Source organism: Polaribacter sp. Q13, from assembly GCF_016858305.2.
Classification (GTDB): domain Bacteria; phylum Bacteroidota; class Bacteroidia; order Flavobacteriales; family Flavobacteriaceae; genus Polaribacter.
This window is the reverse complement of the sequence record NZ_CP074436.1, coordinates 192,973-218,460: the sequence shown is the minus strand read 5'-3', so window position 1 is coordinate 218,460 and position 25,488 is coordinate 192,973. Positions and strand designations below refer to the sequence as shown.

The following is a 25,488-nucleotide window of genomic DNA, read 5'->3' as shown; positions in this document are numbered from 1 at the left end:
TATTTAAAGTTTAGCTCTTTTTCTAATTTGTCTATTAGTAATAAACTTATTTTTGATAAAAGGAATTCTTATGATAAAACCGATACCAACAACTATGGCATAAATAAGCCATGTTTTGTCTAAAATAGCTACGTGTAATAAGCTTAAGAAAATAGCCGCATACGCATAACTTTGTAATTTTTTCCATTTCGATTTTAGGTACTTCATCGACTTTCTGTTAGAAGTAAAAAACAACGGAATTAATATTAATATTGCCACAAAACCGGCTACATAATTAACTTGTGTAAAAGTTTCTAAAAACCCTTCTGCCCAAATAAAAATAATAAAATACAGAAAACTCCAAACAGCTGTTGCAATTCCCATTGCCTGACGGACAAATAGGTTCATTACACCAAAAATGATAAAAACCGGAGTTAATGTTAATACGGCCGTCATCCAACGGATGGCAAACTCACCAGAAACATGATACAACATTTCTAAAGTCGTTTTTCCGTCAGCGCCTTTGCCTTCTATCAAAGAAAGAGAAAATCCATTAGACAGATCTAGATCAAACATATTGATGATTACAAGCATTGGTAATAGTGCTAGAATAGCAACAATTACCCAACCGTAATTCTTTTTTATTGCTTTCATTATTTGTACATGGTATTATTGTTCAAAGCTTCTTTTGGTACTTGTTGAATGCTGTCCCAATGTTCTACTATTTTACCGTTTTTATCAAACCTAAAAAAATCCATGGTCACATAATTATCGTTGTCTGGCCATTCTTGATAGGTGTGTAAGGCAACCAAATCTCCTTCGGATATTGCTCTTACAAACTCAATCGTTTTAACCGGAAATTCCTTTTGCATTCTATCAAAATAATCAATAAAAGCTTGCGGTCCATCTCCTACCATTGGGTTGTGTTGAATATAATTTTCACCTACATATAACGCAACAGCTTTTGTAGGATTCCCTTCATAAGCCATTTTGTAAAAAGCAATAGCATTCTTTTTATTTTCCTCTATATTCATAGTGCTATAGATTTGCTTTTAAAGCAACTAATTCTTTTTCTAAAGTTTCTGCTTTTAGCTTAAATTTCTCCATCGCTTTTTTCAACTGACCTATTTTTTTGAAGGCTTCATCATCTTTTACTGCCGTATAAATAGTATTTCCTTCTTTTTCTTTTATTTTTGAATTGCTGCCACATGTTGGGCAAATTGCTACTTGACTCATAATATTTGTTTTATAGTTTACAAAGGTCTAATTATCTCTTAATTATAAAAGGTAAATCTAGGGTTCTCTATGGTAAATATGAGAAATGTGTTGTTATTCCTTTATTGATATTAAGACTACTTTTCCTCCAAATTTAGATTCTAATTCATATGTATCGGTTTCAGCAATTACTTTTAAAAACGCTTTAGATGCTGCCATATTTGCATTATCAACATAAATAATTGTTTGCTTATGAAAGTTAGGTGCAAGCATATTGAATAATGGTAAATACAAATCCTTCCAACCATCTAAAAATAATAAATCTATAGGTTCATCATGCCCTTTTAAGGTTTCCATTGCATTACCAATTCTTACATCTAAAAGGTTTAAAACACCTGCGTTTTTAAAGTTATCGGTGGCTCTTTTTGCTTTAGATTCAATTAATTCTGTTGTAATAATTTTACCCTTCGTTTCAAGTATTCCTTGTGCTAAGAAAAGAGTAGAAATCCCGAAAGATGTGCCGAATTCAACAATATTTTTTAAGTTGTTTTCTTTAATAAGTGCTACTAATTCTGTTCCTTGTTCTTTTGATATGGACAAATAAACATCTTTAAAATCTATAGGTTGAATTGATCTAAAAGCACTTTTTGCCAAACCTTTCATTATTTTAAATTGATCGTTCTTTGAATCATTAAATAATTGATTTAGTATCACGTTTATTTTATTCGATTGTTCAATTATCATAGGTTTAGTTATTTAGTACTGCAAATTTGATAAGATTCCATACAATTGTTTTTATCAAAAGATACTTAAAAATGGTAAATATGACCCCTAAGAAATTAAACGAAATTCTATAATGCAAAAAAAATCTGATAAACACCAAATGGAATTTATCAGATTAGATATATTGATAAGAAGTAATTGCTTCTATTATTCTGAAACTTATTCAGGTCTTTTTAAATGATCTATAATACCACTTGTAAACACTGTTCTTAAAGTTCTTTCTGGTTTATTTTGATAACCAACTATAATAGAACTGTGCATTACCATTTTATCAAAATCAAAAACAATGGTTAAATAATCTTTTAAACCTATTTCGTGCCAATTCACTAAATACATGTCGTTTCCAAGTTTTGTTGACCTGTATGGAATGTCCTCGTTTCCATTTCCTTTATTTGGTCCAGCAACCCATTGATACTTTGCTTTTCCATCTTTAAATTCCATGTGCAATCCAGCACCATTTTGATATTGAAAATTAAAAGAATACCCGTCTAAAAGGTGCTCAGCTTGTCCAAACTGGAAGTTATTTTCTGCTTTTGGTTCATTTTGTGAAAAACCAAGTCCTACTGTAAATAGTGCAAGACATAATAAAGTAATTAATTTTGCTTTCATCTTTTTTGAGTTTTAAATTTAATACAAAGTTGCTATAAAACTCTTTTATGAGAAAGGTAAATCTTAAGGTAATAATGGTAAATATAGGAATTAAAAAAACTGCTGATTTTTAAATTCTTTCGGACTTACCTTCATTTTCTTTTTAAAAAACTTTGTAAAATTAGTAACCTCATCAAAGCCAGTATCAAATGCAATTTCTTTTAAGCTTTTGTTGGTACTCATCATATCTCGCTTTATTTCTAAGACAACATAATCATCAATAAAGTTTTTAGCCGTGTTTAAGGTAAATTCTTTTACGGCACTATTTAACGTTTTGGTAGAAATAAATAATAAATTGGCGTAGTCTTTTACATTTCTGGTTTTTGTAAAATTATTCTCTACCAAACTTTTAAACTGATCAAAAGTATAAAACTGTTTCGACTTGTTTTTTGGAATGTAATTATCAGGAGATTTACGTTCTAACTTTAATAAATACAAATCTAGAAACGCCGCCATAATATTACGATGCGCAAAACTATTCTCTAGTGCAATTTCCGATTGCAGTTGATGTATTAGAATCTCATTGTCTATTTTATTTTTAAATACAGGAGAAGACAAATGGTAATTGTATAAATTAGAAATTAAATTAATAGAAGATTTAGAGAAATAATTCATCAGAAACTCTTCTGTAAAAATTATTAAAAAACCTTGGTATGTTGCATTTCTTTGAAAAGAATGCACTTGCCCTTTCGCTATTTTAAGAACTGTACCTTCTTCAACCTTATAATCCTTTAAATCTATCTGATGAGTGCCAGTTCCCTTTGTAACAATTAGCAAGGCAAAAAATGCAATTCTATGTGGTTGCCTTGGTTCATGATCTTCAATGCTATCTAACCTTTCAAATAAATCTGATAAGTTTAAAAGCTCAAAAATGCTTTTACGATCTTTTCCTTGAAAGGCTATGTTTGGAATGTTTTTCAAACGATTACTTTAATATTTTAAATAAACAAGATTTGCAAAAGTAAAATTACAAATTCCTATTTTATGGTTTCAAATTGTTAATATACTCTAACGAAGTTAGTTTTTTAAGACTAAAAGTCAAAATACAAAACATTTAATTTTTCAAATCAGCTTCTAAAATTATATCCACAGAATACTTTAATCAATTTAAAGATTAATTAAAACCTGTTTTTGAAGCTATTTCCTACTTGGAATTTATCTTGAGTGAAGTCGAAAGACTATATCTTTTTTTCCTACCTCTAAAAAGGATGCCGTTGCAATAAAGGCTAGACTAGCTTGATAACTTTAACGAACAACAGAAAATTTGTGTACCTTTTAAATATTATTTTGTAAACCGTAACAATCTCTTTACCCTTCATTTAGCTAAAATTTTGTTATATAGCAAAAAAAGAAGCTATAGAAAGATTGGGTATATTTCATTTAATTAGAAACTACTTTCAAGCCAACAATAGAAATTATTAAAGTCGAAATAAAAAACAAACGCCAAAAAGTAGCAGGTTCTTTAAAAATGAAGATTCCCACAAGTACGGTTCCTATTGCTCCTACTCCTGTCCAAACTGCGTATGCCGTTCCAATTGGTAATTCTTGCGTTGCCTTTACAAGTAAAACCATACTTAAAGACAAACAGGCTAAAAAACCTACATACCAAAATGTAGCTTCTGTACCCGTGCTTTCTTTGGCTTTTCCTAAACAAGTAGCAAAAGCGACTTCAAAAAGTCCGGCAATAATTAATAATATCCAATTCATATTTAATTTTTTGTTTTTTTTAAATTTGATGATTACGATTACAAAAAGCGAACCTTTTGCTCTCTAATAAACATTATAAAAGGCAAAAGCTCAAAATACCAATTTATAGTATTTTGAGCTTTATTACTATTTAATTTTTAGAAAAACGTACTATACGTACTAACTACTTTTTTATTGAATTTCTTCAATTTCAAAACCAGCACTTTTAACAGCCTTTATAACGCTATCTTTATCTTCATCATCTAATTTTACCTCTAAAATTTTATCATCATGTTCTAAATCTACTTTCCAAAAATCTAGGTTATCTAGATCGTTTAGCACAGGTGTTACAGATTTAATACAGCTACCACAATGAATATTTGTTTTGTATTTTACGGTTGTCATAATTTTTATTTTTAATTTAATTTTTTATTCTTTAATCTTAAACTGTTAGAGAGTACAGAAATGGAACTCATAGACATGGCTGCACCCGCAATCATTGGGTTTAATAAAAAACCATTGATAGGATATAACGCTCCTGCCGCAATTGGTATTGCAATAATGTTATAAATAAATGCCCAAAATAAGTTCTGTTTGATGGTTTTCATGGTTTCTTTAGACAATTGAATGGCTTTAGAAATTTGTTTTAAATCGGAATGCATTAAAGTAATTCCGGCACTTTCCATGGCAATATCTGTTCCGCTTCCCATAGCAATACCTACATCTGCTTGCGCCAAAGCATGAGAATCGTTTATACCATCTCCTGCCATCGCTACAATTTTACCTTGTGCTTGTAGCTCTTTAACAAAAGCACCTTTGTCTGCAGGCATTACATTGGCTTGATAGTTTTTTATCCCAACTTTGTTGGAAATGGCTTTTGCAGTTTGTTCATTATCACCAGTAAGCATATGAATATCGATACTCATTTGCTGTAATTTTTGAATGGCTGCAAACGTTGTTTCTTTTACTTTATCGGCCACTGCAATAACACCTACTACTTTATATTGATGCGCAACATATACTACCGTTTTAGCTTCTACTTTTAATTCGTTTGCTTTTGTATTTAAAGCAATCGGAATTGTAATATCCTTTTGAAGCATTAAACTTTCATTTCCTATATGATAATGCTCATCCTTAAACTTTGCTTCCGCTCCTAAACCTGTAATACTTAAAAAAGAATCAATACCCACAGTTTCTGTCTGTAATACTTTTAAATGTGCTACAATTGCATCTGCAATAGGATGTTCTGATTGTGTTTCTATAGCCAAAACCACTTTTTCTAGTTCGGTAGATGCTACTTTAGTATCCCAAATTAAATCGGTTACTTTTGGTTTTCCTTCTGTTATAGTACCCGTTTTGTCTAAAATTAAAGTATCAATTTTATACGCTGTTTCTAGCGCTTGTGCATCTTTAATTAAAATTCCTTGCTGTGCTCCTTTTCCAATACCTACCATTAAAGCTGTTGGGGTTGCCAAGCCTAACGCACACGGACAAGCAATTATTAAAACCGTAATGGGCGTTAATAATGCGTAGGTTAATGAAGGTTCCGGACCTAAGAAATACCATAAAACAGCCGTAATTAATGCTAAACTAATTACAACCGGAACAAAAATTCCTGCAATTTTATCTGCCATTTTTTGAATGGCTGGTTTACTAGATTGTGCTTCTTCTACTAATTTAATAATTTGAGAAAGTAAGGTTTCATCGCCAATTTTATTGGCAATAATTCTTAACGAACCTTTTTGATTGATGGTGCCTGCAAACACTTTGCTTCCTTTTATTTTTTCAACAGGAATCGGTTCTCCAGAAATCATGCTTTCATCAATAAAAGAAACTCCTTTTTTTACTTTTCCGTCTACAGGTATTTTATCTCCTGGTTTTAAGATAATGAGTTCTCCTTTTAAAATTTCATCATATGTAATTACTTTTTCTTCTCCATTTCGAATGGCAGTTACTTTTTTAGGTTGTAAACCCATTAATTTTTTAATGGCTGAAGATGTTTTGCTTTTTGCTTTCTCTTCAAAAAAACGTCCTAATAAAATTAAGGTTATAATAATTACTGCCGATTCGAAATACACATGAGGCGTAAGTCCTTTGCTTAAAAAATACTGTGGATTCAGCGTATTAAAAACACTGAATAAAAATGCAATTCCGGTACTTAATGCCACAAGTGTATCCATATTTGTGGAAAACTTCTTTAATCTTTTCCAAGCAATCGTATAAAATTCTGATCCACTATAAAATAAAACTGGTAACGCAAGTGCCATCATAATCCAGTTTTCATAAGGTATTTTCCCTTTAAGAAACATAGACATCATAAAAACTGGTATCGAAAATATGGCCGCGAAAATCAACTTCTTTTTAAGAGAACTCAACCTATTCTTCTCTAATATTTCAAACTCCTTTTTAGTGTCTTTGCTATTTCCTGTAATTAATTTGAAACCTATTTCCTTTACTTTTTTAGAAATTGTTTCAAGTGAAATAGTACTTTCATCGTACTTTATGGTTACCGATTGATTTGGATAGTTTACAGCAACTTCCAAAATACCTTTCTGTGGTTTTAGATACGATTCTATACTGATTGCACACGAAGCACAAGTCATTCCAGCTACTTTATATTGTTCTTTCATGCTATCATCAATTTATTGTACCACAAAATTACAGTTACTATTTGCATAAAATGTTACACAATTTCTACAATCATTTATATAATTATGATATGTCGATTTTTAACTTTAAAAAGCGTCTAACGATTGATGCTTGGGATCTTTTATTTTTTTAAACTGAGAAGGAGACATTCCTGTTTCTTTTTTAAACTGAGCAGAAAGGTGTGCCACACTGCTATAATTCATTTGAATGGCAATTTCTGACAGTGTATATTCTTTGTAAAAAAGGAGTTCTTTTACGTGCTCTATTTTTTGTTTTAAAATAAATTTCTCAATAGTAATTCCTTCTACAGAAGAAAAAAGTTTGCTAAGTGAAGCGTATTCATGTTGTAATTTATCCGCAATAAAATCAGAAAAATTAATGATTAAAGGTTCTTTAGAATGATGAATTTGCGCTACGATTAGCGCTTTAATTTGAGTTATAATTTTTTGATTCTTATCTTCTAACAACTCAAAACCTCTTTCTTTTAATCGCTTACTCAATACTGCTTTTAGCGTATCATTTATTTCTGAATTACTTTCTAATTTACCCAATTGAATATCCTTAACAGATATTTTTAAATCTTCACTAATTTCTTTTACCACGTCTATACAACGTGGGCAAACCATGTTTTTAATGTAAATAACGTTTGTGTTCATTTTAAAATTTTAAAAATCAATTGAATCTTTTTGAGAATTCTTTTATTCGTTTGTAAAGTTTCTTAAATCTTTATTAGCTCCATAAATTACTAAAATATCATTTTCATCGAGAACGGTATCTGGAGCAATCACACCTTGTACTTGTTCTTCATTTCTAGAACGTCCTACAATACTTCTTACTTTTGTTTTTTTAATGGTGGTTAAGGCTAAAATATTATATTTTCTACGTAGCTGAATTTCCCTAATAGTGCTACCAATGTATCTTGTAGGAATATTTACTTCTATAATACTAAAATCTGCACTTAACTCAAAAGAATCTACCACATTTGTTAAACATAATTTTTTTGCCCATCGCTCTGCAGATTCTTCTTCTGGATGCACAATTTCTTCTATACCAATAGCATTTAAAACTTTTTCATGTAAAGGATTAATTGCTCTACTAATTAATCGTTTTACTTGCAAATTTTTAAACAATGCCGTGGTCATTACATTGGCACCTTGGTCTTCTCCAAAGGCAATAATAACAACATCAGTATCGCTTAAAGGCAAACCAGAAACAGTAGATTCATCCGTAGAATCCATACAAATAGTATGAGATATTCTTTCTTTATACAATTCTACTTTGGCCATATTGTTATCTATCCCTATAACCTCATTTCCTTGTGTGGTTAATTTTTCTGCTAACGGCGCTCCAAAATTTCCTAATCCTACAATAATATACTTCATAATTTTAGTTTATTGTTATTTCTTCGCTTGGATAGCGATAATTTTTATGTTTAATTTTTTTGAAAACTGCTACCATTATAGAAAGCATACTTACTCTTCCAATAAACATAATGGCAATTATAACTAATTTACTAGCAATACCAAAGCTAGCCGTAATTCCTAAACTTAACCCCACGGTACTATAGGCAGAAAAACTTTCGAAAGCGATCTTTAATAACCCTAATTCGGGATTAAACATGGTGATAAGCATAATTCCAGAACCTATTACAAATAAGGAAAGCGCAATGGTTGCAAATGCTCTTTTAACAGAAATATCAGCAATTTCTCTTCTGTATACTTCTATCCTATTTTTTCCTTTTGCTAAACTTAATATATTTAAAATTGCAATGGCAAAAGTACTTGTTTTAATACCACCTCCGGTGGATGCAGGTGAAGCCCCAATCCACATTAATAAAAATGTAATCATTATTGTTGGAGATGCTAGTGCATTCATATCTACGGAGTTAAAACCGGCTGTTCTAGGCGTTGTTGCTATAAATAAGGCATTTACCATTTTCCCGAAAAGAGAATGTTCTTCTAACGTATTATGATATTCTATAATAAAGAAAAGTATAAATGCAATACCTGTAAGAGAAAAGGTGGTAATTAAATTAATTCGACTATTAATTTTTAATACCCAAGGTTTATAAGCTTTTCTGTATGTTTGAAATCTAAAAAAATTTAGAATTACATGTTTTAAATATTTTAAAAGATTTACAACAATAGGAAACCCTAAACTCCCCATAAAAAACGTTGCAATTATAACCAATTGTAACGGGTAATTAAAACGAAAACCAACTTCATAAATACTATTACTTAATGTAGAAAAACCAGCATTACAAAAAGCAGAAATAGCATGAAATATGGAGAAAAACAATTTGTCTACAAAATTGGTTACTAATTTATCTCCTAAAGAGACATAAATAAGCAAGGCAGCAATTAACTCTACCGTTGCAGTAATTACAATAATGTTTTTTAAAGTATTAAAAACCCCTCCAATTCTTTGCGAATTTGTCATTTCAGTTAATGTCAATTGATTTTCATAAGTACTTCCTCCTTTAAAAAAGTAACTAAAATAACTGGCAAAAGTTAAAATTCCCAAACCACCTATTTGAATAAGAATAAGAATAATAGATTGTCCGAAAATAGTAAAATAAGTTCCTGTATTAACCACGGCTAAACCTGTTACACAAACAGCACTTGCAGACGTAAATAAGGCATCAATAAAAGATAAACCATTGTAAGTGGCCTTTGGCATCATCAATAATAATGAGCCTAGAAAAATAATGGTTAAAAAACTTAAAATAAATAACTGAGCAGGATTTAAATAAATTCTGTTTAAATTTAATTTAAGTTCAGAAAATTCTCTAATAAATGATAAAATAACGGCTAAAACAAGCCACATTGGGTTGTCTAAAACTAAATCTGTCTGAAAAGATTCTCCAACAAACAAATACATGTAAAAGATGCATAAAGAATACACCACCGAAAGAAAATCAAATACCGCTACATTTCTTTTTAAGAGATGAGGTCTTTCAAAATAACGTACAAAAGTAGACATTAAGCCCAATGCAATTACGATAAAATAAAACCCATCTATAAGTTGTTGTACAAAAATAGTTTGATCAAAACCAAAATGAAATATAAAAGCAAACAATCCTAAAACGCTTGCCCAAAATGCCGTTTTATATATTTTTTTGAGAACAAAATTCATTCGGTAAAAGTAGTCTTCATTATTAATATTCTTCTTAACTTTTTATTAGTTTTTTTTAGTAATTCCTTGCATTACAAAATTCTAAAAAAATATTAGCTATTAATATCTAAAACGTATTTTCGTTCTGCTATTTTTATCAATATCATTTATTATTCGCTTAGATAATTAAACGTACACCACCCAATTCTTCAATTTTATAAGGAAAACGATCTCCAGGAGAACCAATAAACATAAAATTAATAGGAATTTTCCACTTTTTAGACAGACTAGCAATTAATTCTGGAGAGAAAACACCTTCTTCAATTATAAATTCAATTGCAATTTCAGGGTATTCTCTATCTAAAAAGTTTACTTCTTGCTTAAGTTGTTTGGGCATTACATTATCTTTATTTGCAACAAACACCAACTTTAACTTTTTTGTATGTTCATTATTAGATATATATAACATTACTTGGTTTAAATTTGCAATATTATCTCCTTTGGTAAAAAAAACAAACTCCTGAGAATTAATTTTATCAATGACAGAAAGTAGTTTTCTATCCGTATTTAATACTGCTTTTCTAAAAGGATCGAAAACCGAATGCATTATTTTTAGTAAAACTTTCAGTAATAAAATTCTATTTAGCATAATGCTGATAAAAATAATAGAAGGAATAAAATACTCTAAAAACACGGATAAGTTACTAGGTAAACCATCTTTTGGTTCCATACTAATATTACCTACTAAAGCAAAAATAACAGCAGTAATTGCAACTGCAATAGCAAACCAACTAGCCCTTTCCGGACGAGGTAAACTAGATCTTTTTACTTTCAATAAAACATTACCAATTCCAAAAAGAGCCATTACAGATAAAAACGAAATGGTATAAACACCTGCTAAAAGTTTTACGTTTCCGTTGGTAATAAGTAAAACAGAGATTGTTAAAAGTAAGAAAACAATAATAATACGATATGAACTACCTTTTTTGTTTTTCTTTAGAAAGTACTGAGGTAAAATACGATCTAAGGCCATACGTTCTAACAAACCAGAAACCCCAACAAAACTAGTAAGCACCGCTCCACTTAATACTAAAAAGGCATCAATAGCAATTAAAATAGCCAACCAATTACCACCAACATGAGAAGCCATTTCTATTAATAATGTATTTTGATAAGCATCGCTTTGTAATAGCGGCATTGCAAATAAAGACAATGCAAACAGCGCTGCTAAAGGATTGATCACACTAACTACAATCCACATATTTTTTAGTGTTTTAGGAAAAACACCTTTTTCTTGTTCCTCTACAAAATTGGCGGAACTTTCAAAACCAGAAACCCCTAACATGGAGGCTGCAAAACCTAGAAAAATAGCATTTGTTATACTCCCTCCAGTAGTTGGTAAATGCCAATTTTCTATAAAAATATCAAAACCACTATTTAATAAAAAGAAAATGATAAAAACACTTAGTAGTGCAAAAGAGGCTAAATGAAAAAGGAAAATTCCGATAGCAACCTTTGCCGATTCCGAAACTCCACCTATGGTTAGTACTCCAAAAAAAGTTAGTAATATAATAGTGGCTATAATTATAGGTATTGAAGGAATTAAATGATGCAGATAATGAATGGCTTCATTGGCAGAAATTACTGCTGTAGCCATATAAGATAACAAGGTTAATGTAGCCGCAAAAGAAGCCATAGATTTACTTGTTGTGTTTAATAAAGCGTTATAAGCACCTCCGTTTAAAGGCAATGCTCCCACCACTTCTCCGTATATTTTCCTGAATAAAAAGAGCACTAATGATACAATAAGCAAGGTTACCCAAGCATATTGACCTGCAAAAGCAATCGCTAGCGCAGACACATATAAAACAGATGAACTTATATCATTTCCACAAATAGCTGTAGATGCTAAAACAGATAATTTTTTATGCTTTTTCATTGAAAATCCTTCTTAATATTTAAGATTTTATTTGAATTATAATTTAATTTATTTATAAAACCAAGATCTAAATTAATACTTATTTAAGATTCCATTACTGACATAAATCAGCATTCTAAAAACAAGTTTAAAAGAGACTATAAAGTTATTTTATTATCCTTTAGAAACAAACAATATTAGCAGAACAAATAAAGATTTCACATTCTAATAACTATAAAATAGAACTTTAACTATTTATCAAAAAAGTGTACCAAATTTTATGTAATTTTGATAATTAGTGTCATTTAAGTACTAATGAATTTAAAAAACATTTTTTTAATTAATTTTGTATTTAACTGCTACTAAAATGAGATTTTAACGCTTTTACTAAAAGTTTATATATTTCTCTATCCAGTACATTAAAACACCTAAAAACGAGTTAATTGCTACATTTTATAGACGTCATATTACCCATTCCTATTCAGAGAACGTTTACGTATTCTGTAACAGAAGAAGAAGCCAACTTTTTAAAAAAAGGAATGCGTGTTGCAGTTTCTTTTGGAAAATCTAAAATGTATTCTGCTTTAGTTTTTAACATTCATCAAACTAAACCTGTTTTATACGAAGCCAAAGAAATTCATCAGATTTTAGATGAAGTTCCTTTGGTAAATGAATTGCAACTAAAACATTGGCAATGGATTTCTACTTATTATATGTGTTCTATGGGAGACGTGTATAGAGCGGCATTACCATCTGCCTTTTTGTTAGAAAGTGAAACCATTATCAATAAAAATGAAGCATTTTCTGACGAATCTATTTTAGCAGATGATGAATTTTTAATTTTTGAAGCCTTACAACATCAATCTCAATTGACTATTCATCAAGTTGTAGCAATTTTAGGAAAACAAAAAGTAATGCCTATTATAAATTCTTTAATCAAAAAAGAGGCAATTACCATTAAAGAAGAAATTTACGAACAATACAAGCCAAAATTGGTAAAATATGTTCGCTTACATCCAGATTATGCTTCGGATGATTCTTTAGGAAAACTATTAGAAGAGTTATCTAGAGCAAAAAAACAACGAGAAGCAGTTTTAGGATTTTTTCAATTATCAGCTTCTAAAAAACCTATAAAAGCAAAAGAGTTAGAAGAAAAAGCAAGTGTTTCTGCTTCCATTTTAAAATCTTTAGTTGATAAAAACATCTTTGAGTTTTACCACATACAAACCGATAGAATTCAGTTTAAAGGAGACACAAACGATTTAAAAAAGCTGAATGAGTTTCAAGAAAAAGCGCTATCTGAAATTAAAGAAACTTTTAAAGAAAAAGATGTTACACTTTTACATGGAATTACCAGTTCTGGTAAAACAGAAGTCTATACAAAATTAATTCAAGAGGTTTTAGACCAAGGAAAACAAGTATTATTCTTGTTACCAGAAATAGCTTTAACAACACAAATAATTACGCGTTTACAGTTTTATTTTGGTGAACAAATTTCTGTATTTCATTCTAAATATTCTATGAATGAGCGAGTAGAGGTTTGGAATAATGTTTTAGAAAACAAACCAAAAGCACGCATTGTTTTAGGCGCACGTTCTTCTATATTTCTACCCTTTTCTAACTTAGGTTTAATTGTGGTGGATGAAGAACACGAAACTTCTTACAAACAATTTGAACCTTCTCCAAGATACAATGCACGAGATTCGGCTATTGTCTTAGCCAAAATTCATCAGGCAAAAATATTGTTAGGTTCTGCTACTCCTTCTTTAGAAACCTATTTTAATGCGCAACAAAAAAAATATGGCTTTGTTGAATTAAATCGCCGTCATGGAAATGTGCAATTGCCAAAAATTGAATTGATCGATGTAAAAGAAAAGCAGCGCAAAAAAGAAATGAAAGGTCATTTTTCTGACAGATTACTTCAATTAATTCAGGAAGCTTTAGACCTAAAAGAACAGGTGATTTTATTTCAAAACCGACGTGGATTTTCTCCTGTTGTAGAATGTAAAACATGTGGTGTTTCTCCTCAATGTCCAAATTGCGATGTGAGTTTAACCTATCATAAATTCAGACATGAATTACGCTGCCATTACTGCAATTATCAAAGATCCATGCCTAACAATTGTGGTGCCTGCGGAAGCAATACTTTAGACAATAAAGGTTTTGGAACCGAACAAATAGAATTAGAATTAACCACCTTATTTCCCGATTTTAAAATTGGAAGAATGGATTTAGATACCACACGTGGAAAATATGGATATCAAAAAATTATTGGCGCTTTCGAAGCCAAAGAAATAGATGTTCTTGTAGGTACACAAATGCTTTCTAAAGGTTTAGATTTTGAAAACGTTACGCTAGTAGGAATCATAAATGCAGATTCTATGCTTAATTTCCCCGATTTTAGGGCGCATGAACGCGCTTATGATATGATGGTGCAAGTTTCTGGACGCGCTGGTAGAAGTAAAAAACAAGGAAATGTAGCTATACAAACTTACAATCCGCATCATCAAATATTACAACAAGTTTCTACTACAAATTATGCAGAAATGTATAAAGAACAATTACAAGAACGCTGGCAATATAAATATCCGCCTTATTACAGGTTGATAAAAATAACTTTAAAACACAAAGACTTTAATAAAGTAGATAGTGGTGTTAATTGGTTGTTTAAAGCACTATATACTTCTTTTGGAGAAAATGTATTAGGCCCTACAGCTCCAGCTGTTTCTAGAATTAGAAATCAATATATTAAGAATATTGTCATTAAAATTCCGCCGAAACAGAATTTAGCACAAACAAAAAAACAACTTCAAAAGATCAAAGATACTTTTGAAGCTGTTAAAGATTTTAGACCAATAAGGTTTATTACGGATGTGGATGCGTATTAATTTAGTTGGCAGTAATTCAGTGGTCAGTATTCAGTCTCAGTTTACAGTAACTTACTAACTGCCCACTGTAACTGAAAACTGCAAACTTTTTTAGTAATTTCTATATTGTTTCGTCTCTTCAAAAACGTGTTCTAGAATTTTTTTATCAATTTCGTCAAAAACAAGACCTCTACGTTTCATAACAACTTCTGCAACCTCAAAAACTTTATTGGTTTTATATTCTGTATATCCAGATGCTCCTCCCCAACTAAAAGACGGAACAAAATTTCTTGGAAATCCGCTTCCAAAAAGATTTGCACTGACTCCTACTACAGTTCCTGTATTAAACATGGTGTTAATTCCACATTTAGAATGATCTCCCATCATTAAACCACAAAATTGTAAGCCTGTTTTTGCAAAACGCCCCGTTTCGTAATCCCATAATTTAACTTCTGCATAGTTGTTTTTTAAGTTAGAATTGTTAGTATCTGCACCTAAATTACACCATTCTCCTAAAACAGAATTTCCTAAATAACCATCGTGTCCTTTACTTGAATATCCAAATAAAACAGCATTGCTTACTTCTCCTCCTACTTTGCAATAAGGACCTAAAGTTGTTCCTCCATATATCTTGGCACCCATTTTTAAAACCGCATGTTCACACATTGCAAATGGGCCTTTAACAGCACTGTTTTCTAAAATTACAGCATCTTTACCAATATAAATTGGTCCGGAAGAAGCATTTAAAGTTGCAAAAGTAATTTCTGCACCTTGTTCTATAAAAATATTTTCTTTATTGATGCATCTCGTTCCTTCTGGTATTGGCTCAGATTCTCTTCCTTCTGTAATTAAATCGAAATCTTGCTGAATAGCCTTATCATTTAAAGAAAAAATATCCCAAGTATTTTTAACTTGTATCAAATCTTCTTCAAATTCTATTTGCGTGTATTCATCAAAATTCACTTCTTCTTGAGAATCTGACGTATAAAAGGCAATTACATCTTCACCTTTAAAAATAGCTTCGTATTTTGATAAATTCTTTACTTTTTCAACCAAACTGTCTGTCGGACAAAAAGAAGCATTTATTAAAATATTTTCTTCCATTTCTACCATCGGATATTTTTCTTCTAAATATTCCTCCGTAATTGTAGTAGTGGTTAAACCTAAATGCATTTCCCATTTTTCTCTAATGGTTAAAATTCCTATTCTAATATCTGCAACAGGTCTTGTATATGTAAAAGGTAATAGCGCGTTTCTAACATCGCCATCAAATAGAATGTAATTCATTTTTTCTTTTTTGAAGTCGGACAAATTTACTTTAAAATAGGCACAAAAAAAACCCGTTCTATTAATTAGAATTGGTTTTTATCAACTTAAAAAAATAACACCTTTTTTACACTTTTATAAATCTTTTTTTTCAGAATAGTTTTCTTAGATCATTTAATTTTTGTTTACAGACCTAATAGTCATAATTTTCTCTATACAAAAACAAATAATCCGTAATAATTATATATCTTAACTAAAAAATATTTAATAATTTTTAATAAGTACTGTTTTTTATTTAATAAAGTAAATAAAATGATATTTTCGCCTATCAGAAATAAAAACAAAAAATAAGAATTTTAAAATATTAAAGGCTTGTTACTTAAATCACAAAACTAAATTATGAATAAACATTTTAAATATATACAAGAATCACAAGTAAAAATTATGGAGTTAATGAAACCATCTAACTCTAATTTTAGTGGTAAAATTCATGGAGGGTATATTTTAAATTTGATGGATCAGATTGCTTTTGCTTGTGCGTCCAAACATTCTGGAAATTATTGTGTAACGGCTTCTGTTAATAAAGTAGATTTTTTAAACCCTATAGAAGTTGGCGAATTGGTAACCATGAAAGCTTCTATTAATTTTACAGGAAGAACCTCTATGGTGGTTGGTTTGCGTGTAGATTCTGAAAACATTAGAACGGGAGAAACCAAACATTGTAATTCTTCTTATTTTACAATGGTTGCCAAAGACGATAATGGTAAAAGTACGCCTGTTCCTGGAATTGTATTAACTACAAAAGATGAAGTAAGACGGTTTGCCAGAAGTATTACTAGACAAAATGAAGGAAGACATAGAACTTCTCGTTTTAACAGTAATGTATTTGAAATTGAAGATTACATCCATTTGTTAGAAGAGAGTAATGCTAAGGTTGATTTAAAATAAACAAAAAAACTACTGACTAAAAAGTATTAAACCTTGTCATACAGAACTCGTTTCAGTATCTTATCTCCTTATATTGTAATTATATATGAAGAAAATTTAAAATAAATTCAGGTTGACAGAAATTTCACTTTTAAGGCCAAAAAAAACCGAGTAAAATAAATTTACTCGGTTTTTTAATATTTTAAAATACGTTTATCTTCTACTATAATTAGGAGATTCTTTCGTAATTACAACATCATGCGGATGGCTTTCATTAATTCCGCTTGCGGTAATTCTTATAAAACGACCTGTTTCTTTTAAAGTTTCCACATCTTTTGCACCACAATAGCCCATTCCTGCACGTAAACCTCCAATAAATTGGTGAATACTTTCAGATAATTCTCCTTTGTAAGGAACACGACCTACAATACCTTCTGGAACTAGTTTTTTAATATCATCTTCTACATCTTGAAAGTATCTATCTTTAGAACCTTTTTTCATCGCTTCTACAGATCCCATACCTCTATAAGATTTAAATTTTCTTCCTTCGTAAATAATAGTTTCTCCTGGAGATTCTTTGGTACCAGCTAATAAAGAACCTAACATTACAGAATCTGCTCCAGCAGCCAATGCTTTTGGAATATCTCCTGTATAACGAATTCCTCCATCTGCAATTACCGGAACTCCACTTCCTTTAATAGCTGCCGCCACTTCTAAAACTGCAGAAAACTGAGGGAAACCTACTCCCGCAACAATTCTGGTTGTACAAATAGAACCTGGTCCAATACCAACTTTTACAGCATCGGCGCCTGCTTCTACTAAATATTTGGCTGCAGCTCCTGTTGCAATATTACCAACAACTACATCTAAATTTGGAAATTTTGCTTTTACTTCTTTTAAAACCATTACCACACCTTTAGTATGCCCATGTGCAGTATCTATAATTACAGCATCTACACCAGCATTTACTAAAGCTTCTGCTCTATCTACGGCGTCTGCAGTAACACCTAATGCAGCTGCAACTCTTAATCTACCAAAAGAATCTTTGTTAGCAATTGGTTTCTGAGTTACTTTGGTAATATCTCTAAAAGTAATTAATCCCTTTAATTTATAATTTTCATCAACAATTAAAAGCTTTTCTATTTTATAATTCTGAAGTATTTTTTCTGCATCGCTTAAAGAAGTACCAACAGAAGCTGTTACTAGATTTTTGCTAGTCATTACTTCTACAATAGGTCTTTGGCTATCGTGCTCAAAACGTAAATCTCTATTGGTAACAATTCCTTTTAAGATGCCATTGTCATCAACAATAGGAATTCCTCCAATACCATGTTCTTTCATATTGGCTTTTGCTTCAGAAACCACAGCTGTTAAAGGCAACGTAACCGGATCTAAAATCATTCCGCTTTCAGCTCGTTTTACTTTTCTAACTTCTTTCGCTTGTTGCTCAATCGTCATGTTTTTATGTAAAACACCAATACCACCTTCTCTTGCAATAGCAATTGCTAAAGCAGATTCTGTAACGGTATCCATGGCTGCAGATGCAATTGGTACGTTAATAGTAATGTTTCTTGTAAATTTTGTTTGAATACTTACTTCTCTTGGAAGTACTTCGGAAAAGGCAGGGACTAAAAGAACGTCGTCATATGTTAATCCTTCTCCTAAAATTTTGTTGTCGTGTGCTGTCATGTTGCAATTAAGGTATAATTGCGTGCAAATTTACAATTAATAAATGAATTTTATACTATCACTAATTTAGTATCTCTTAATAATAACAATTAGTTTACATTTAACATTATTTTTCATTATTGTCCGATAAAAGACATAGGACCGCTTCGCTTTTAGAATCAAGAACCAAGACCTGACTCTAACTACTTAACACAGAGATGTAACTTCAATTAAAATTAGTCTGCCTTTTCTCAATAAAATTATTTCAAAAAAGCTAGTGTATACTTAAAAAACACGTAAAATCACTTGTTTTAAAAGGTTTATCAAAGTAAAATAAATATTAATCGGACACTAGAGGTTATTTTTATTTATTCTAAATAAAACTTGTATACTATGATAAAAGTCATTTTATTTGCAATCTATTTAAAACGAATCTAAATAAACTTATTACATAATGAATTTCAATTTTACAAAATTAGCTTTACTTTTATTAGTAAGCATTTTTACAGTATCATGTTCAAATAATGATGATGTAGACACACCTTTAGATACTGTTTCTAAAACAGATTTTATAGAAAACTATGCAAAAATAGCTTCTGCAAATTACGCTGACACTTATAATACAGCAGTAACAATGCAAACAAAAATTAATGCTTTTATTGCAGATCCTTCAGAAATTACTTTAGCAGACGCCAGAGCAGCTTGGTTGTATGCAAGAGATTTTTATGGGCAAACAGAGGCTTACCGAGAAGCTAAAGGAGCTATTGATAATGACAAATTAACACCTGCTGAAGGCTTATTAGCTACCGAAGGTCAAATTAATGCATGGCCTTTAGATGAAGGTTTTATAGACTATGTTTTTAATACTACAGGAGGAACTGTGCAAAACGGATTAATTGGTGATACTTCTTTTACTATAACAGCCGATAATCTTATCAATAAAAATGAAGATATAGATGCTGATGATATTGCTACTGGTTGGCATGCAATTGAGTTTTTACTTTGGGGACAAGATTTAAATTATGATCCTATCAACCACACTACAGATAATTATGCTGTTTCTGGAGATAGACCTTTTACAGATTATACAACTGCAGACTTTGCAGACAGAAGAGCTACTTATTTACAAGTTGTTACCGATTTATTGGTAAACGATTTAAATGATTTAAACAATACGTGGAAAGTTGGAGGAACTTACAGAACAACTTTTGAAGCTTTAAGCGAAGAAGTTGCACTAAAAAACATCTTAAATGGAATTGGTTTTATCTCTAACGGAGAGGTTGCACAAGAAAGAATTTATGCAGCTATTGATGAAGGTCAAGAAAATGAACATTCTTGTTTTTCTGACAATACAAACCAAGATATGTGGGCAAATGTACACGGTATTAATAATATTATTATTGGTAGCTATACCACAGAAAGTGGTACTACAATTTCGGGTGCTTCTTTAATAACATTAGTAAAACAAAACAACACCACTTTTGGAACTACTTTAGAAACAAAAGCTTCTGCAACTATTTCTAAATTAAATAATTTATTAGGTTTAGGTAAGAATTTTGATGAAATTATTAACGAAGAAAATTTAACTTCTGGTGGTCCGGCTAATGATTTGGCTTTAGCTTTGGTAGAACAAAGTCATGCAATTTCTGATGCTGCTACTACTTTAGGAGTTAGTATTACAGTTGGAGGCTAATTATAACATATTAATTTTTTAATAAAACTGAAGACTTTAGAGTCTTCAGTTTTCTCTATTTTATAAATAAAAGCAAAATGAAATATTTTTATTACATTTTAATATTTATCTTTTTTTCTTGTAATTCTAATGAACTTTCAGAGGAAGAATACATTGATATTAAATATGAATTAGGTGAAGAAAACTTAGTTTCAAATTTATCTATCGAGGCTTTTACAGCAGAAAAAGCTTTTGGAACGAGTATCCCTGGTTTAATCAGTTTAGAATCTGCTTTCTTTGGCGTTGGTAATGCTATGTTTGAGCAAAGTTGGGTTTCTGCACCTGCAACCACAACTTCTAGAGATGGTTTAGGTCCAATATTTAACGCTAGAGCTTGTGCTTCCTGCCACTCAAATGACGGAAGAGGAAAACCTATTTTAGAAAACAATGCAAGTTCTCAAGGATTTTTAATCCGTTTAAGTACTGGTAATTCCCCAATAAATGGACCAATTGATTTCCCTAATTATGGCGGACAATTACAAGATAATTCTAATTTAGGTATTGCTAAAGAAGCATCAATTAATGTAAGTTTCGAAACCATTACAGGTACTTATCCAGACGGAGAAACGTATGAGTTAAGAAAACCAACCTATACAATTGTAGATACAAATTACGGAAGCATTAGTAATGTAAAGCAATCTGCAAGAGTTGGTACGCAAGTTATTGGAATGGGCTTTGTAGATGCTTTAAGCGAAGCTAGTATTTTAGCAAACCAAGATATTAATGATTTGGATGGAGATGGAATTTCTGGTAAAGCAAATTATGTTTGGAATGTTAAGGAGAATAAAACTACCATTGGTAAGTTTGGATGGAAAGCAAACCAACCTACTTTAGAACAACAAATAGCAGGAGCATTTAGTGGAGATATGGGATTAACATCTTCTATTTTTCCTGATGAAAATTGTCCTGATGGTGTAGATTGTAGTAAATTAAACAACGGTAATAATGTTGGTGAAACTGTAGAAGTTACCGATACTCAAATGAGTAGAATAATGGTATATCAAGCAGCTATTTCTGTCCCCAAAAGAAGAGATTATAAAACCCCTGATGTTTTAGAAGGAAAACAATTATTTAAAGATTTGGCTTGTGTTACCTGCCACGTAAACAACTTTACAACGGGTAATGATTATTCTTTATTAAAGCAGTTAGAAAACATTACAATTAAACCTTATTCAGATTTTTTATTACATGATATGGGTGATGAACTGGCAGACAATAGAGCCGATTTTTTAGCCAACGGAAATGAATGGAGAACGCAACCACTTTGGGGTTTAGGTTTAATAAAAGAAGTAAATAATCATACTTTTTTATTACATGATGGTAGAGCTAGAAATATTGAAGAAGCGGTATTATGGCATGGTGGAGAAGCTGAAAATGCCAAAAATAACTTCAAAAATTTATCCAAAGAAAAACGAGAACAACTACTTAAATTTTTAAATTCTTTATAAAACTATGAAAAAAAATATTTTATTATTTCTGTCTACAATCCTTTTATTAGCATCATGCAGCAAAGAAAGTACAGATACAACACCATCATCCATAGATCTTTTTCATGAAGAATATTATAGCGTAAACATACTACCCACTTTAAATAATTTTAAAGCAGAAATTTCAAAACAAATTGAATTAACTGAAACATTTAAAACAAATACAACCCAAGAAAATTTTAATGCATTACAAGAACAGTGGTTAAAATCTGCAAGTTCATTTTCTAAAACAAGAGTGTATAATGTTGTTGATGTAAAATCGCTTTATTTTGATATTATTATATACAATTTCCCTGTAAATACAAACTTAATTGAAGATAATATTGCCGACAAAACAACTTTTGATACTGATTATATTAGTAATAGTAGTACTGTTTCTAAAGGTTTAGCAGGAATGGAGTATTTACTTTTTGATGATGAAGGTGCAAAAAACAGTCTTACGCTGTTACAAGAAGATACGTACAGAGTAGATTATTTGTTAGCAATAACCAAAGAAAACCTAAGACAAATTAATCTATTAATCAACTATTGGGAACAAGGTTATAAAGAAACTTTTAAGAATTACAAAAACTTGTCTTGTGTAGAAAATGCACGTTGTTTGGCTTTTAATCAATTGATAAATATTATCGATATTATTAGAGTTACTAAAATTGGTAAACCTGCAGGTTTAGAGAAATCTCCAAATACAGATTTAAGTATTTTAGAAGCTTACAGAAGTAGAAGTTCTTTAAAATTAATTAAAAGTTCTTTAGAAGAAGTACAGAAAGCATATGCAACAAGTAGTGTCAATTTTGCAAATATTGTTGATGAAATAGCGGGTTCTTCAGAAATTTCTACAGAAATAGACAATAGCTTTAATACCGTTTTTAATAATATTGATGCTATTGACGGAGACTTGTATACCGCAATTTCTAATGGAGACAAAAGTGTAGCAACGTTACACACTTCTTTAGCTACCTTATTACAATATTTCTCTGTAGATGCTGCGAGTACTTTATCTGTAAATGTTTTACCAACCGATAATGATGGTGATTAATATAGTTCTAGATTATTAAGAAACAACTCATTTCTATTCAAAAAAAAATCAACCTATACTTTAAGCATAGGTTGATTTTTTTTATCAATAAATTTAATAAAAGTTACGTTTTAAAACTTAAATTCTAAGGTAACATAATAATTTCTTGGTGATGATGGTATAATTCCAGGTCCAGGATAACCAGTTGCTCTACGTGTAAAATAACTATTATCTAAAAGGTTATTTACACCGGTTTCTAGCTTCATAAATTTAAATTTATAAGAAGCAGAAAAGTCTAAAATATCATAGGCTGGTATTTCTCCAGTAACACCGCTAATACTTCCTCCAGTAGCATTGGTAGCATCAGAAAACTGACGCGATAAATAAGAATACTGTAAGCTTGCTAAAAAGTCCTTGTAACCAAAACGGGCACCTGTTTTTATGTTGATGTTGGGTATAAATTCAACCTCATTCCCTTCTACTCCATTAATATCCGATTTTGTGTATTCTGATGTTATAAAAGAAGAATTTATAAAATAATTTAATACATAATTAGAATTGTTAGTAAATAGTTTTTTTAGATTAAAATCGATCAAACTTTCTACTCCTAAAATTCTTGCATCACCAATATTTGCTCTTTCTGCCTTACCATCATCTCTTGTGTAAATATTAATTCTATCATTATAAAACAACCCAAAAACATTGGCATCATAAGAAAAGAAGTTTTTATAATTTCCACGGAAACCTGCATCAATTGTAAAACCATTTTCATCAGAAATATCTGGCGAAATTTCAAAAGCAGGGTTTGCAGTACTAATATCAGAGAAAGTAACAGACCTATAATTCTGAGAAATATTACCGTAAAACTCTGTCGATTTATTCAACTTATAACTAGAGCCTAAACCTAATAAAGCAAATGTTCTTTCGTTGGTTTCTTCTTCATCTCTTAAGTTTTCATTGATAACATTACCAGCTGCATCTGTAACAATATCTTTAATAATCTCGTCTCTTTTTGTATTGATATACTCCAATCTAAAGCCTGGTGTGATTGACAATTTCTCATTTACATATATAATATTTTCACCAAATAAAGACACATTCAAATTGGGGAATTTACTATCCGATTGTCTCGCATAATCTGGATATTCATCTAAATACATCTTAAAATCTGCATCCGAACCATCAGAACCTGGCCCCTGCATATTGGTATTGTTCGCTTTGTAAAACTTTGTACCAATTAAAAAAGTAGATTTCTTATCAAACAACGTATACTTACTCACCAAGCGAGACTCAAAACCAAAGTTTTTAAAAGTCCCTTTTATCAAATCTCTTTCTTCACCAGAATCTACCTGACTTACTCTATTTGTTCTAAAACCTAAGGCATCTCTAGACGCATCTAAACCAAAGAAATTAAAAGAAAAATTGGTTTTATCAGAAAAAGCATGTTCCCATTTTAGGCTGTATAAAAACCATTTTACCTGAAACCAATTACGCGCTCTATTGCTCTGTAAAGGATCTTCATTAAACATCTGGTCGGTTAAACCACCTGCTTGTTGTGCCAAATATTTTAATACGGTAACTTCTGCCGACAACTTGCTTTTATCGTTAATTTGATATCCTAAATGCGCAAATACATTAGTAGATTCAAATTCTGAATTCGGTCTAAATCCATCTCCTTTTTTATAGTTTACATACGCGTAATAACTAAACTTTCCGTGTGTGTTACTCAAACTGGTAAAGTTGGTGTACAAACCGTTACTTCCAACAGTATTTCTAAAAACAATTTCTTGGTTTTTGGTTGGTTTCTTGGTTACAAAATTTACCAAACCACCAAATTGCGTTCCGTATTGCAAAGAAGCTGCACCACGAATTACTTGTATTTCATCTAAACCTTCACTTGCTGGCGTATAATAACTTTCTGGATATCCTAAAACGTCTGCGCTAATATCATACCCATTCTGACGCGTATTAAAATTAGCTGTTCTGTTAGGATCTAAACCTCTACCTCCAATATTTAATTGCAAACCAGCATCATCATTTTGGTAAATATTTAAACCTGCAACTTGATTAAAAATCTGACGTGCATTATTTGTTGATAAAGCAGCCGCTGATTGATTTACCAAAACGACTTCTGTTTTTTTACCTGCAAAAATGGAAGTTCCTTCTACATCTTTCAATCTTTTTAGCTCAAAAACCTTACGTTTTCTGGCTTTAATTTCAATTTCTGATAATTGTTCTGAAAACGAGTTTAAAACAATTTTTACATCTGTATAAGCATCAGACTTTAAAACGGTGCGTTCTACTTTAAAATTATCAACATAAAATACAAGAGAAACTTTTTCTTTATCAACAGAAAAAGAAAATTTCCCTAAAGCGTCTGTTTGTGTTAATAATCCGCCAGATTCATTATAAATTTCTACATTTTTTAATGCTTTATTTTCATCAGAAACTACGGTTCCCGATACTTTGTACTGACTGTAAATTGCCGTTTGTAATAAGGTAAGAATGATAAAAACGATTCTAAATTTCATATA

21 protein-coding genes are annotated in these 25,488 nt (G+C 30.6%); 5 read left to right on the top strand and 16 right to left on the bottom strand.

The genetic code is table 11. The features are described 5' to 3' along the window. Positions 1-3 precede the first annotated feature (3 nt). From JOP69_RS00990 to JOP69_RS00930, 13 genes are all read right to left on the bottom strand, one after another. A complete protein-coding gene (locus JOP69_RS00990) occupies positions 4-633 on the bottom strand; it encodes a ferric reductase (protein ID WP_203393703.1) in 630 nt (209 codons plus the stop codon). Next, positions 633-1,013: a nuclear transport factor 2 family protein gene (locus JOP69_RS00985; protein ID WP_203393702.1), complete on the bottom strand. Its 381-nt coding sequence runs from the start codon at positions 1,011-1,013 to the stop codon at positions 633-635. The genes JOP69_RS00990 and JOP69_RS00985 overlap by 1 nt, the downstream gene beginning before the upstream one ends. A 4-nt stretch (positions 1,014-1,017) precedes the next feature. Beyond that, on the bottom strand, positions 1,018-1,215 hold the full coding sequence (locus JOP69_RS00980; RefSeq protein WP_203393701.1) for a hypothetical protein: 198 nt from the start codon (positions 1,213-1,215) through the stop codon (positions 1,018-1,020). A 93-nt stretch (positions 1,216-1,308) separates the two neighbouring features. Further along, complete coding sequence (locus JOP69_RS00975; RefSeq protein WP_203393700.1) at positions 1,309-1,938, bottom strand: O-methyltransferase; 630 nt, start codon at positions 1,936-1,938, stop codon at positions 1,309-1,311. Between the two features lie 198 nt (positions 1,939-2,136). Next, entirely contained in the window at positions 2,137-2,586 is a 450-nt protein-coding gene (locus JOP69_RS00970) for a MoaF N-terminal domain-containing protein (RefSeq protein ID WP_203393699.1), read from the bottom strand. Positions 2,587-2,676: 90 nt separating this feature from the next. Then, positions 2,677-3,546, bottom strand: coding sequence for a helix-turn-helix transcriptional regulator (locus tag JOP69_RS00965; protein WP_203393698.1), 870 nt, complete (start codon positions 3,544-3,546; stop codon positions 2,677-2,679). 459 nt (positions 3,547-4,005) lie between these two features. Then, on the bottom strand, positions 4,006-4,332 hold the full coding sequence (locus tag JOP69_RS00960) for a multidrug efflux SMR transporter (protein ID WP_203393697.1): 327 nt from the start codon (positions 4,330-4,332) through the stop codon (positions 4,006-4,008). Between the two features lie 171 nt (positions 4,333-4,503). Continuing rightward, positions 4,504-4,716, bottom strand: a complete 213-nt coding sequence (locus JOP69_RS00955) for a heavy-metal-associated domain-containing protein (RefSeq protein ID WP_203393696.1) — start codon at positions 4,714-4,716, stop codon at positions 4,504-4,506. A gap of 11 nt (positions 4,717-4,727) precedes the next feature. Then, positions 4,728-6,941 (bottom strand): cation-translocating P-type ATPase, encoded by a 2,214-nt coding sequence (locus JOP69_RS00950; protein ID WP_203393695.1) that lies wholly within the window; start codon positions 6,939-6,941, stop codon positions 4,728-4,730. A 105-nt stretch (positions 6,942-7,046) separates the two neighbouring features. Further along, positions 7,047-7,616 (bottom strand): AraC family transcriptional regulator, encoded by a 570-nt coding sequence (locus JOP69_RS00945; RefSeq protein ID WP_203393694.1) that lies wholly within the window; start codon positions 7,614-7,616, stop codon positions 7,047-7,049. A gap of 42 nt (positions 7,617-7,658) precedes the next feature. Beyond that, positions 7,659-8,342, bottom strand: a complete 684-nt coding sequence (locus JOP69_RS00940; RefSeq protein WP_203393693.1) for a TrkA family potassium uptake protein — start codon at positions 8,340-8,342, stop codon at positions 7,659-7,661. A gap of 4 nt (positions 8,343-8,346) precedes the next feature. Continuing rightward, on the bottom strand, positions 8,347-10,095 hold the full coding sequence (locus JOP69_RS00935; protein ID WP_203393692.1) for a TrkH family potassium uptake protein: 1,749 nt from the start codon (positions 10,093-10,095) through the stop codon (positions 8,347-8,349). Between the two features lie 157 nt (positions 10,096-10,252). Next, entirely contained in the window at positions 10,253-12,013 is a 1,761-nt protein-coding gene (locus tag JOP69_RS00930) for an APC family permease (RefSeq protein WP_203393691.1), read from the bottom strand. A 422-nt stretch (positions 12,014-12,435) separates the two neighbouring features. Between JOP69_RS00930 and priA the strand changes: the two genes are divergently transcribed. Next, the gene (gene priA, locus JOP69_RS00925; protein ID WP_203393690.1) at positions 12,436-14,880 is read left to right on the top strand and encodes a primosomal protein N'; all 2,445 of its coding nucleotides are present in this window, start codon (positions 12,436-12,438) and stop codon (positions 14,878-14,880) included. 90 nt (positions 14,881-14,970) lie between these two features. On the opposite strand, the gene JOP69_RS00920 is transcribed toward priA, so the two are convergent. After that, positions 14,971-16,146, bottom strand: coding sequence for a GlmU family protein (locus JOP69_RS00920; protein WP_203393689.1), 1,176 nt, complete (start codon positions 16,144-16,146; stop codon positions 14,971-14,973). Positions 16,147-16,524: 378 nt separating this feature from the next. Here JOP69_RS00920 and JOP69_RS00915 point away from each other — a divergent pair, with 378 nt between their 5' ends. After that, a complete protein-coding gene (locus tag JOP69_RS00915; RefSeq protein ID WP_203393688.1) occupies positions 16,525-17,073 on the top strand; it encodes an acyl-CoA thioesterase in 549 nt (182 codons plus the stop codon). A gap of 192 nt (positions 17,074-17,265) precedes the next feature. Here JOP69_RS00915 and guaB read toward each other — a convergent pair whose 3' ends face one another. Next, positions 17,266-18,741: an IMP dehydrogenase gene (gene guaB, locus JOP69_RS00910; RefSeq protein WP_203393687.1), complete on the bottom strand. Its 1,476-nt coding sequence runs from the start codon at positions 18,739-18,741 to the stop codon at positions 17,266-17,268. 433 nt (positions 18,742-19,174) lie between these two features. Between guaB and JOP69_RS00905 the strand changes: the two genes are divergently transcribed. The 3 genes from JOP69_RS00905 to JOP69_RS00895 all read left to right on the top strand — a co-directional run bounded on the left by JOP69_RS00905 (position 19,175) and on the right by JOP69_RS00895 (position 22,975). Then, positions 19,175-20,413, top strand: coding sequence for an imelysin family protein (locus JOP69_RS00905; RefSeq protein ID WP_203393686.1), 1,239 nt, complete (start codon positions 19,175-19,177; stop codon positions 20,411-20,413). Between the two features lie 77 nt (positions 20,414-20,490). Continuing rightward, positions 20,491-21,900 carry a di-heme oxidoredictase family protein gene (locus JOP69_RS00900; RefSeq protein WP_203393685.1) on the top strand — a complete coding sequence of 470 codons (1,410 nt, stop codon included), beginning with the start codon at positions 20,491-20,493 and terminating at the stop codon, positions 21,898-21,900. 4 nt (positions 21,901-21,904) lie between these two features. Beyond that, the gene (locus tag JOP69_RS00895) at positions 21,905-22,975 is read left to right on the top strand and encodes an imelysin family protein (RefSeq protein WP_203393684.1); all 1,071 of its coding nucleotides are present in this window, start codon (positions 21,905-21,907) and stop codon (positions 22,973-22,975) included. Positions 22,976-23,085: 110 nt separating this feature from the next. Here the strand turns inward: JOP69_RS00895 and JOP69_RS00890 are convergent, their stop codons facing one another. Then, on the bottom strand, positions 23,086-25,485 hold the full coding sequence (locus tag JOP69_RS00890) for a TonB-dependent receptor plug domain-containing protein (RefSeq protein ID WP_203393683.1): 2,400 nt from the start codon (positions 25,483-25,485) through the stop codon (positions 23,086-23,088). Between the last annotated feature and the right edge of the window lie 3 nt (positions 25,486-25,488).

What these genes read in the sequence shown, in the direction of transcription:
- JOP69_RS00990 (WP_203393703.1), bottom strand. Translation starts at nt 633, where the DNA reads ATGAAAGCAATAAAAAAGAATTACGGTTGGGTAATTGTTGCTATTCTA.
- JOP69_RS00985 (WP_203393702.1), bottom strand. Translation starts at nt 1,013, where the DNA reads ATGAATATAGAGGAAAATAAAAAGAATGCTATTGCTTTTTACAAAATG.
- JOP69_RS00980 (WP_203393701.1), bottom strand. Translation starts at nt 1,215, where the DNA reads ATGAGTCAAGTAGCAATTTGCCCAACATGTGGCAGCAATTCAAAAATA.
- JOP69_RS00975 (WP_203393700.1), bottom strand. Translation starts at nt 1,938, where the DNA reads ATGATAATTGAACAATCGAATAAAATAAACGTGATACTAAATCAATTA.
- JOP69_RS00970 (WP_203393699.1), bottom strand. Translation starts at nt 2,586, where the DNA reads ATGAAAGCAAAATTAATTACTTTATTATGTCTTGCACTATTTACAGTA.
- JOP69_RS00960 (WP_203393697.1), bottom strand. Translation starts at nt 4,332, where the DNA reads ATGAATTGGATATTATTAATTATTGCCGGACTTTTTGAAGTCGCTTTT.
- JOP69_RS00955 (WP_203393696.1), bottom strand. Translation starts at nt 4,716, where the DNA reads ATGACAACCGTAAAATACAAAACAAATATTCATTGTGGTAGCTGTATT.
- JOP69_RS00950 (WP_203393695.1), bottom strand. Translation starts at nt 6,941, where the DNA reads ATGAAAGAACAATATAAAGTAGCTGGAATGACTTGTGCTTCGTGTGCA.
- JOP69_RS00945 (WP_203393694.1), bottom strand. Translation starts at nt 7,616, where the DNA reads ATGAACACAAACGTTATTTACATTAAAAACATGGTTTGCCCACGTTGT.
- JOP69_RS00940 (WP_203393693.1), bottom strand. Translation starts at nt 8,342, where the DNA reads ATGAAGTATATTATTGTAGGATTAGGAAATTTTGGAGCGCCGTTAGCA.
- JOP69_RS00935 (WP_203393692.1), bottom strand. Translation starts at nt 10,095, where the DNA reads ATGAATTTTGTTCTCAAAAAAATATATAAAACGGCATTTTGGGCAAGC.
- JOP69_RS00930 (WP_203393691.1), bottom strand. Translation starts at nt 12,013, where the DNA reads ATGAAAAAGCATAAAAAATTATCTGTTTTAGCATCTACAGCTATTTGT.
- JOP69_RS00920 (WP_203393689.1), bottom strand. Translation starts at nt 16,146, where the DNA reads ATGAATTACATTCTATTTGATGGCGATGTTAGAAACGCGCTATTACCT.
- JOP69_RS00915 (WP_203393688.1), top strand. Translation starts at nt 16,525, where the DNA reads ATGAATAAACATTTTAAATATATACAAGAATCACAAGTAAAAATTATG.
- guaB (WP_203393687.1), bottom strand. Translation starts at nt 18,741, where the DNA reads ATGACAGCACACGACAACAAAATTTTAGGAGAAGGATTAACATATGAC.
- JOP69_RS00905 (WP_203393686.1), top strand. Translation starts at nt 19,175, where the DNA reads ATGAATTTCAATTTTACAAAATTAGCTTTACTTTTATTAGTAAGCATT.
- JOP69_RS00900 (WP_203393685.1), top strand. Translation starts at nt 20,491, where the DNA reads ATGAAATATTTTTATTACATTTTAATATTTATCTTTTTTTCTTGTAAT.
- JOP69_RS00895 (WP_203393684.1), top strand. Translation starts at nt 21,905, where the DNA reads ATGAAAAAAAATATTTTATTATTTCTGTCTACAATCCTTTTATTAGCA.
- JOP69_RS00890 (WP_203393683.1), bottom strand. Translation starts at nt 25,485, where the DNA reads ATGAAATTTAGAATCGTTTTTATCATTCTTACCTTATTACAAACGGCA.